Source organism: Burkholderia sp. Cy-637 (assembly GCF_011753175.1).
Lineage (GTDB): Bacteria > Pseudomonadota > Gammaproteobacteria > Burkholderiales > Burkholderiaceae > Burkholderia > Burkholderia gladioli.
The window spans coordinates 1-7,949 of sequence record NZ_VWWC01000244.1 but is presented as its reverse complement, the minus strand read 5'-3'; the positions used below and the strand labels follow the sequence as shown (position 1 = coordinate 7,949).

Here is a 7,949-nt window from a genome sequence, read left to right as displayed (position 1 = left end):
GGAGGCGCGACGCCGCGCCGGCTGGCGCGTGTTCGGCGCGCGGCCGGGCAGCTACGGCGCCGGCCTGCAGGAGCTGATCGACCAGCGCAACTGGCAGAGCGACGCCGACCTGGCCCAGGCCTACCAGTCCTGGGGCGGCTACGCCTACGCGCAGGGCAGCGCCGGCGAGGCCGCGCAGGACGCCTTCGGCGCGCGGCTGGCAAGCATCGACGCGGTGGTGCAGAACCAGGACAACCGCGAGCACGACCTGCTCGACTCCAACGACTACTACCAGTTCCAGGGCGGCATGGCGGCCGCGGTCCGCCATCTGTCGGGGCGCCAGCCGGCGCTCTACCACGGCGACCACAGCCGCCCCGACACGCCGCGCATGAACACGCTCGGCGAGGAGATCGCGCGCGTGATCCGCTCGCGCGTGGTCAACCCGAAGTGGATCGACGGCGTGAAGCGCCACGGCTACAAGGGCGCGGCCGAGCTGGCCGCCACCGTCGATTATCTCTACGGCTACGACGCCACCGCGCGCGTGGTGGCCGATCATCAATACGCGCTGGTCACCGACGCCTACGTCAACGACGCCGACACGCGCGCGTTCCTCGAGCGGCACAACCCGCATGCGCTGCACGGCATCTGCGAGCGCCTGCTCGAAGCGATCCAGCGCGGCCTCTGGCAACAACCCGGCGCCTATCGCGAGCAGCTCGAGGCACGCCTGCTCGCCGTCGAACAGCATCTGGAAGGAACCCGGCGATGAACCCGCACGACCCGAGCGGCGGCCTGCCGCCGTTTCCGTTTTCCGCGCTGATCGGCCAGGCCGCGCTGCAGCAGGCGTTGCTGCTGGTGGCCGTCGATCCCTCGATCGGCGGCGTGCTGGTGAGCGGGCCGCGCGGCACCGCGAAATCGACGGCGGCGCGCGCGCTGGCCGAACTGCTGCCGCGGGGCCGCTTCGTGACGCTGCCGCTGGGCGCCGCCGACGAGCACGTGACCGGCACGCTGGACCTGGCCGGCGCGCTCGGCGAGAACGCCGTGCGTTTCTCGCCGGGGCTGCTGGCGCGCGCGCATCTGGGCGTGCTCTATGTCGACGAGATCAACCTGCTGCCCGACGGCCTGGTCGACGTGCTGCTCGACGCGGCCGCGAGCGGCGTCAACACGGTCGAGCGCGACGGCATCTCGCACACGCACGCGGCGCGCTTCGCGCTGGTCGGCACCATGAATCCGGAAGAGGGCGAGTTGCGTCCGCAGTTGCTGGATCGCTTCGGCTTGATGGTGGAACTCGAGAACTGTCGCGACATCGCCGAGCGGCAGCGCATCGTCAAGGCGCGGCTGGCCTTCGATCTCGATCCGGCGGGCTTTCGCGCCGGGCATGCCGGGGCACTGGCCGCGCTGGCCGAACGGATCGGCCGCGCGCGCGAGGCGCTGGCGAGCGTGCAGGTCGACGACAGCGTGCACGAGCAGGTTGCCCGGCTCTGCATCGAGGCGGCCGTCGACGGGTTGCGTGCCGACCTGGTGATGCTGCGCGCCGCGCGGGCGCTGGCCGCCTTCGAGGGCGCGGCGGCGGTGAGCGCCGCGCAGGTCGAGCGGGTAGCCGCCGACGTGCTGCGCCATCGCCGCACGCAGGCGCCGGCCGCCGCCGAGCCGTCGTCGTCCATGTCGTCGCCCACGACGTCGCCAAGCGCGTCGCGGCAAACCGATCAGCCGGCTCGCGGCGCCAACCCGCCGCCGCGCGGCGGTGATGCCTCGTCGATCGCGCGAGACGAGGCGCCAGCCGGCGATGGCGACGGCGGCGCACGGGACGGCGACTGGGGCTACCTGCCGCCCGTACCGGCCGGCCTCACGGCCGTGAAGGGCGTGATCCCGCTGCCCTCAAAAAAACGCTGAGCCATCGAACGACTGCCCCCGCCGCGCCAGGCAGCGGGGTTCGATGGCGGCACGGCAAGCTTCCCGCCCGGCAGGGCCTGCCCGGCACGCGCATCGCGTGGCCGGCGACGCTGGCCGCCAAGCGCGGCGATCCGCTCGAGGCCGCGCATCTGCGCTTTCGGCCGCGCTCGGGCGAGCCGCGCGCCTTCCATTGCTTCGTGCTCGACTGTTCGGCCTCGATGCTCGACGGCGCTCGCCTGGCGCTCGCCAAGGGCCTGCTGGTCGCGCTGTTCGACGCGGCGGCGCGCGAGCGTGCCGAGGTGGCGCTGATCGGCTTCGGCGGGCGCGGCGCCGAGCGGCGTTTCGGGCCGGCGGTGCCGCGCTGGTGGAACGAGCGCTGGCTCGAACCGGTGGCGGGCGGGGGCGGCACGCCCTTGTCGGCCGGCATCGCGATGGCGCAATCCCTGCTCGCGCGGATCGCGCGGCGCAGGCCCGGCGCGCCACGCACGCTCTGGCTGCTGAGCGACATGCGCACCGACGAGATGCCTTCGCGACCGGCCCAGGCCGACGAGATCCACCTCGTCGACTTCGACGATGCCGCCGTGCGGCTGGGCAGGGCGCAGCGTCTGGCGCGCCGGTGGGAGGCTTCGTGCCGCCGGCCCGAGGATTTGATTTCCCGGATCGATCGCAACTAACGGTCTGCCCGGCCACACCCTGGCAATTCCACCTCGTCCTTCTGCCACCGCCTTCCCGAACCAGGTTCGGCAAGGGCCACGGCGATAACTGCCCAACTTCTCCCCGCTCGCCCGCCATCTCCTGCCGGCATCGCGACATCCGCGAATTATCGCTTTCGATGTTAGTAACACTACGTTTCTTGTCCTCGAGATGCGGCCGCTCACAAGCACTGAAGAAAACGCTTAATTCCTTGATTGTTATGAAATAAAGCGAATTCAAAGCGTTCTCGGGCGTAAACCCTAGATTGCCGACCTGCCTCGCTAGCGCTAAATTTCGTCGCAACACTACAAGAAAAGCAGAGTTTTACTAACACCCTGCTGGACTGTCAGCAGGCTTTCGCTGTCCATGTCGATGTTGAGGAGACAACACACTATGGAAGACACCGGAGTCGCCGACGTCGCTGAGGTCGGATCACGCAGACGGTTTCTCGCGGGGCTGGCCGCCACGGCCGGCACGCTCGCGCTGTCCTCGCTGCCGGGCGTGGCCCGGGCCCAGCAGAAGGTGTTCGTGCCGTTCAGCAACAAGAGCCTCGATTACTACTTCTTCGCCACCCAGCAGGAAGCCGTGAAGCGCGCGGTGGAGGCCAAGGGCTGGACCTTCCAGGCCGTCAACGCGAACTTCAGCACCACCACCCAGCTCGAGCAGTGGCAGAGCCTGCTGCTGAAGAATCCCTCGGCCATCATCGCCGACCCGATCGACAGCCAGGCGATCGTCAGCGTGATCAAGAAGTACAACTTCAAGAAGATCCCGGTCGGCATCATCGATACGCCGGCGCTCGGCGGGGACGTGGCGATCACGGTCGATTTCGACAATCGCGCGGGCGGCGTGATGGCGGCCGAAACCATCGTGGCGGCCTTGAAGAAGCGCTACGGCAGCGCCAAGGGCACCGTGCTGAACTGCTACGGCGCGCTGCAGTCGGTGGCCTGGCGCCTGCGAAAGGAGGGCTTCGAGGCCACCATGAAGCAGTATCCCGACATCAAATTGATCAGTCGTCCTACCGAGGGGCTGCTCAAGAACATGCTGTCGGTCACGCTCGACACGCTGTCCGAATATCCCGCGCTCGACGCCGTGCACGCGCCCAGCGATTCGCCGGCGCGCGGCATCGTCACGGCGCTGCAGCAGAAGGGCAAGTGGAAGAAGGTGGGCGAGCCGGGGCACGTGATCTTCGTGAACATCGACGGCGAGCCGGCGGCGCTGCAATGGATCGGCGACGGCTACATGGACGCGGTGGTCTCGCAGGATCCGATCGCCTACGCGCAGATCACCGTCGAGATGCTCGACCGCTATTCGCTCAAGGGCCAGCCGGTGCCGCTCGGGCCTTACCAGAACAATCAGTACTTCTGGGAAAAGGCGCAGATCACCAAGTCCGATACCGGCGCGAGCCTGGTGATTCCGCCCTTCGTGGTGGACGGCGGCTCGGTCAAGGACAAGCGCCAGTGGGGCAACATCGCCTACAACGAATGGGGCCTGCGCTACAGCTGAGCGGGCCGGACGGCGCCTTCGCGGCGCCGCCGCCTCTCCCCGAAGCGCATTTCACCGGCAGCACCCGTCGATCGAGGTTTTTCGTGATGGACAGCAGCAGCGATTACATCCTGAGGACGCACGACGTCGTCAAACGCTACAAGGCCCTGGTCGCGCTCGACCGGGTCTCGATCCACATTCGGCGCGGCACCATCCACGGCCTGCTCGGCGAGAACGGCGCCGGCAAGTCCACCCTGGTGCGCCTGATTTCCGGGCAGACCGCGCCCAGCGAGGGGCGCATCGTGTTCGACGGCACCGAGGTGCAGGGCAGCGACGTGCGGCGCATGGAGTCGCTCGGCGTGTTCCTGGTCACGCAGGAGCCGATGATCGTCGATTCGATGTCGGTCGCCGACAACCTGATGCTCGGCCGCTGGCCGCTCAAGCGCGGCTGGACGCGCCAGGTCGACCAGCGCGCGCTGCTCGGGAGCGTCGAGACCGCGCTGGCCGGCACCGGGCTCGACCCGCGCATGCCGGCGCGCTTCCTGTCCGCGGTGGCCAGGCGCAAGCTCAACATCCTGCGGGCCCTGCACAGCGGCGGCAAGCTGCTGATCCTCGACGAGCCGACCACCGCGCTGACGCTGGCCGATCGCGAGCAGATGTTCGCCTTCATGCGTGAGCTGCGGGCGCGCGGCGTGAGCTTCGTGTTCATCTCGCACTACAACGAGGAGATCCTCGATATCTGCGACGGCGTCTCGGTGCTGCGCAACGGCCGGCTGGCCGGCGAGCACGACGACCTGGGCGAGATCGATTCCGACGGCTTGTCGGAGCTGGTGATCGGCCGCGACGTGCCGCTGTTCCATCGCGATCGCGAAGCCGCCTCGGCGCGCGCCGCGCGCTCGGCCGATGCGGCGCCGGATACGGCGGCCACCGCCGGCGGCACCGGCAAGGGCATCAACACGGGCACCGGCAAGGGCATCAACACGGGCACGGGCAAGGGCAGCGGCGCGCCCACCGCCTGGCGCGTCGAGGACCTGGTCGCGCCCGGCATCGAGGTGCCGCGCTTCGAGATCGCGCCCGGCGAGATCGTCGGTTTCGCCGGCCTGCCGGGCTCGGGCGCCAAGGCCTTCGCGCTGGCGCTGTTCGGCCTGAATCGCGCGCGCCGCGGGCGCCTCTGGCACGACGGCGCGAACCACGCGCTGCCCGACCATCCCGGCACCGCGTTCCGGCGCGGCATCGCCTACCTGTCCGACGACCGTCATCGCGACGGGCTGGTCGGCCTGCAGAGCATCGCGCACAACATCACGCTGTCGAGCCTGGCCGACGTCTCGCGCGGCGGCGTGATCGACCGGCGCGCCGAGCAGGGCGTGGTGCGCCGCTACTTCGAGCATTTCCGCGTCAAGGCCGCCACGCCCGAGGTGCTGCTCGGCACGCTCTCGGGCGGCAACCAGCAGAAGGTCTGCCTGGGCCGCGTGCTGGCCACCGCGCCGGGCCTGCTGATCCTCGACGAGCCCACGCGCGGCATCGACGTCGGCGTCAAGGAGGAGGTGCACCGCATCGTCGACGAACTGACCCGGGCCGGGCTGTCGGTGATCGTCATCACCAGCGACCTGGACGAGATGGTGCGGCTGGTGGATCGCGTCTGCGTGTTCGTCGGCGGACGCATCGAACAGGAATACCAGGGCGAGCGGATCGGCAAGGACGCGATCCTGCAATCGGCGTTCGGCGCCGCGCCCGTGATCTGAACGACAGGAGACAGACTCATGCAATCGAGAAGCGAGATTCAGGCGGGCGCCGCGGCGCCCGGCGCGGCGGCACTGGCGCAGGGCGGCGGGGTGGGCGCGGGCGGCCAGGGCGGCGCCGCGGGCGCATCGGCCGCGCGCCCTTCGCGCAGCGGCCTGCAGTGGGTGTTCCAGAACGTGGTCTGGCTGTGGCTGGCGGCGCTGGTGCTGGTGTTCGGCGTGCTCAACCCGTTCTTCTTCACCTTGTCGAACCTGCAGAACGTGCTGGTGCAGGCCACCGTGCTGGGCCTGCTCGCGCTGGCCGTGTCGCTGCCGCTGATGGTGGCCGAGATCGACCTGTCGATCGCCAGCAACATGGGGTTCTCGGCGGCGATCGGCGCGATCCTGTCGACGCGCCTGGGGCTGTCGCCGGCCATCGGCGTGCCGGCCGGCATCGCGGCGGCCACCGCGATCGGCTTCTTCAACGGGCTGTGCGTGACGCGGCTCAAGATGGTCTCGCTGATCCAGACGCTGGCGGTGATGATCGTGCTGCAGGGTTCGCTGCTTGCCGTCACGCAGGGCAACACCATCTCGGACATGCCCAATGCCTATATCTGGATCGGCCAGTTCACGCTCGGCAACTGGCCGGTGATGCCGCTGGTGTTCCTGGTCGCGCTGCTCGGCATGGGCTTCCTGCTGCGCCGCACCGTGCTCGGCCGCTGCCTCTACGCCACCGGCGGCAACGTGCTGGCGGCCAATGCGGCCGGGATCCGCGTGAACCGCATCAAGATCGTCGCCTTCACGCTCTCGGGGCTGCTCTCGGGCGTGGCCGGCTACCTGCTCGCGGCCTGGCAGATGGCGATCACCTCCGACCAGGGCGAGGGCTTCCTGCTCTACGCGATCGCCGCGCCGATCATCGGCGGGGTGAGCGTGTTCGGCGGACGCGGCGGCGCGCTCGGCATCCTCGGCGGCGTGCTGCTGCTGACGGTGATCCACGTCGGCCTGGCGATCACCGAGGTGCCCTCGTTCTACGTGCATATGATCGGCGGCATCCTGATCTTCATCGCCGTGGCGGTCGACGCGATCCGCGTGAACTTCGTCTCGCAATGACGGCTGCCGCCGCCCGAGCCCATTCCCGACTTCCGGAACCCGTAACCCGATGAACCAACCGACACGCTGCGCACTGTATATCGACGGCCGCTTCACGCAGGCGGGCGTCGCGAACTGGATCGAGGTGCGCAATCCCGCCAACGGCGAGGTGGTGGCGCAGGCGCCCGACGCCGGCCAGGACCTGATCGACGCGGCGGTGGACGCGGCCTCGCGCGCCTTGCGCGGCTGGCGCCGCAGCAATCCGTTCGAGCGTTCGCGCCTGCTGCATGCCATCGGCGAGGAGCTGGCCCGCGGCGAGCAGGCCATCGCGCTGGCGATCACCACCGAGATGGGCAAGCCGCTGGCCGAGGCGCAGGGCGAGGCGCGCAAGCTCGCCAAGGCCTTCCACTACTACGCCGAGGAGGCGGTGCGGATCTTCGGCGAGACCGTGCCCAACGAGGAGGACGGCTACACCAGCTTCATCGAGAAGGAGCCGGTGGGCGTGGTGGCCGCGATCGCGCCGTGGAACTACCCGGTCGAGCTGATCGGCTGGAAGCTGGCCGCCGCGCTGGCCGCCGGCTGCACCATCGTGGTCAAGCCTTCCGAATACACGCCGTCGAGCGCCGAGGCGGTGTTCCGCTGCGTCGATCGCGCCGGCCTGCCGGCGGGCGTCGCCAACCTGGTGATGGGCGCGCGCGAGGCGGGGCGGCGGCTGGTCGGCCATCCGGCGATCGACAAGGTCGCCTTCACGGGCTCGGGGCCGGCCGGCGAGGACATCTATCGCACGGTGCGCGGCATCACCGGCCTGTCGCTCGAACTCGGCGGCAGTTGCCCGCTGATCGTGACCGCCCACGCCGACCTGGAGCGCGCGGTGGCCGGCACCCTGCGCCGCGCCTTCCGCAATGCCGGGCAGATCTGCATCTCGATCAACCGCGCCTACGTGGAGGCCAGTGTCCACGATCGCTTCGTCGAGAAGCTGGCCGAGGGCGCGCGCCGGCTGGTGGTGGCCGACGGCCTCGCCAACCCGCGCGCCGATGTCGGCCCGATGGCCACGCGCGCCGGGCTCGACAAGGTACGGCGGCACGTCGACGACGCGCG

At 70.0% G+C, this 7,949-nt stretch carries 7 protein-coding genes; all 7 read left to right on the top strand.

Annotated elements, in window-relative coordinates; all coding sequences use genetic code 11:
- On the top strand, positions 1 to 745 hold a 745-nt coding region (locus F3J10_RS33130; RefSeq protein ID WP_205200576.1), incomplete at its 5' end, for a cobaltochelatase subunit CobN.
- Positions 742 to 1,869, top strand: coding sequence for an ATP-binding protein (locus tag F3J10_RS33125; protein ID WP_167243855.1), 1,128 nt, complete (start codon positions 742 to 744; stop codon positions 1,867 to 1,869). The genes F3J10_RS33130 and F3J10_RS33125, both read left to right, overlap by 4 nt.
- 77 nt (positions 1,870 to 1,946) lie before the next feature.
- Positions 1,947 to 2,543 (top strand): VWA domain-containing protein, encoded by a 597-nt coding sequence (locus tag F3J10_RS33120; RefSeq protein ID WP_167243857.1) that lies wholly within the window; start codon positions 1,947 to 1,949, stop codon positions 2,541 to 2,543.
- A gap of 412 nt (positions 2,544 to 2,955) precedes the next feature.
- Complete coding sequence (locus F3J10_RS33115; RefSeq protein WP_167234654.1) at positions 2,956 to 4,065, top strand: substrate-binding domain-containing protein; 1,110 nt, start codon at positions 2,956 to 2,958, stop codon at positions 4,063 to 4,065.
- An 86-nt stretch (positions 4,066 to 4,151) separates the two neighbouring features.
- Positions 4,152 to 5,786, top strand: a complete 1,635-nt coding sequence (locus tag F3J10_RS36115) for a sugar ABC transporter ATP-binding protein (protein ID WP_205200575.1) — start codon at positions 4,152 to 4,154, stop codon at positions 5,784 to 5,786.
- An 18-nt stretch (positions 5,787 to 5,804) separates the two neighbouring features.
- Positions 5,805 to 6,872, top strand: a complete 1,068-nt coding sequence (locus tag F3J10_RS33105; protein ID WP_167243854.1) for an ABC transporter permease — start codon at positions 5,805 to 5,807, stop codon at positions 6,870 to 6,872.
- Between the two features lie 49 nt (positions 6,873 to 6,921).
- A partial coding sequence (locus F3J10_RS33100) for an aldehyde dehydrogenase family protein (RefSeq protein WP_167243853.1) occupies positions 6,922 to 7,949 on the top strand: 1,028 nt, incomplete at its 3' end.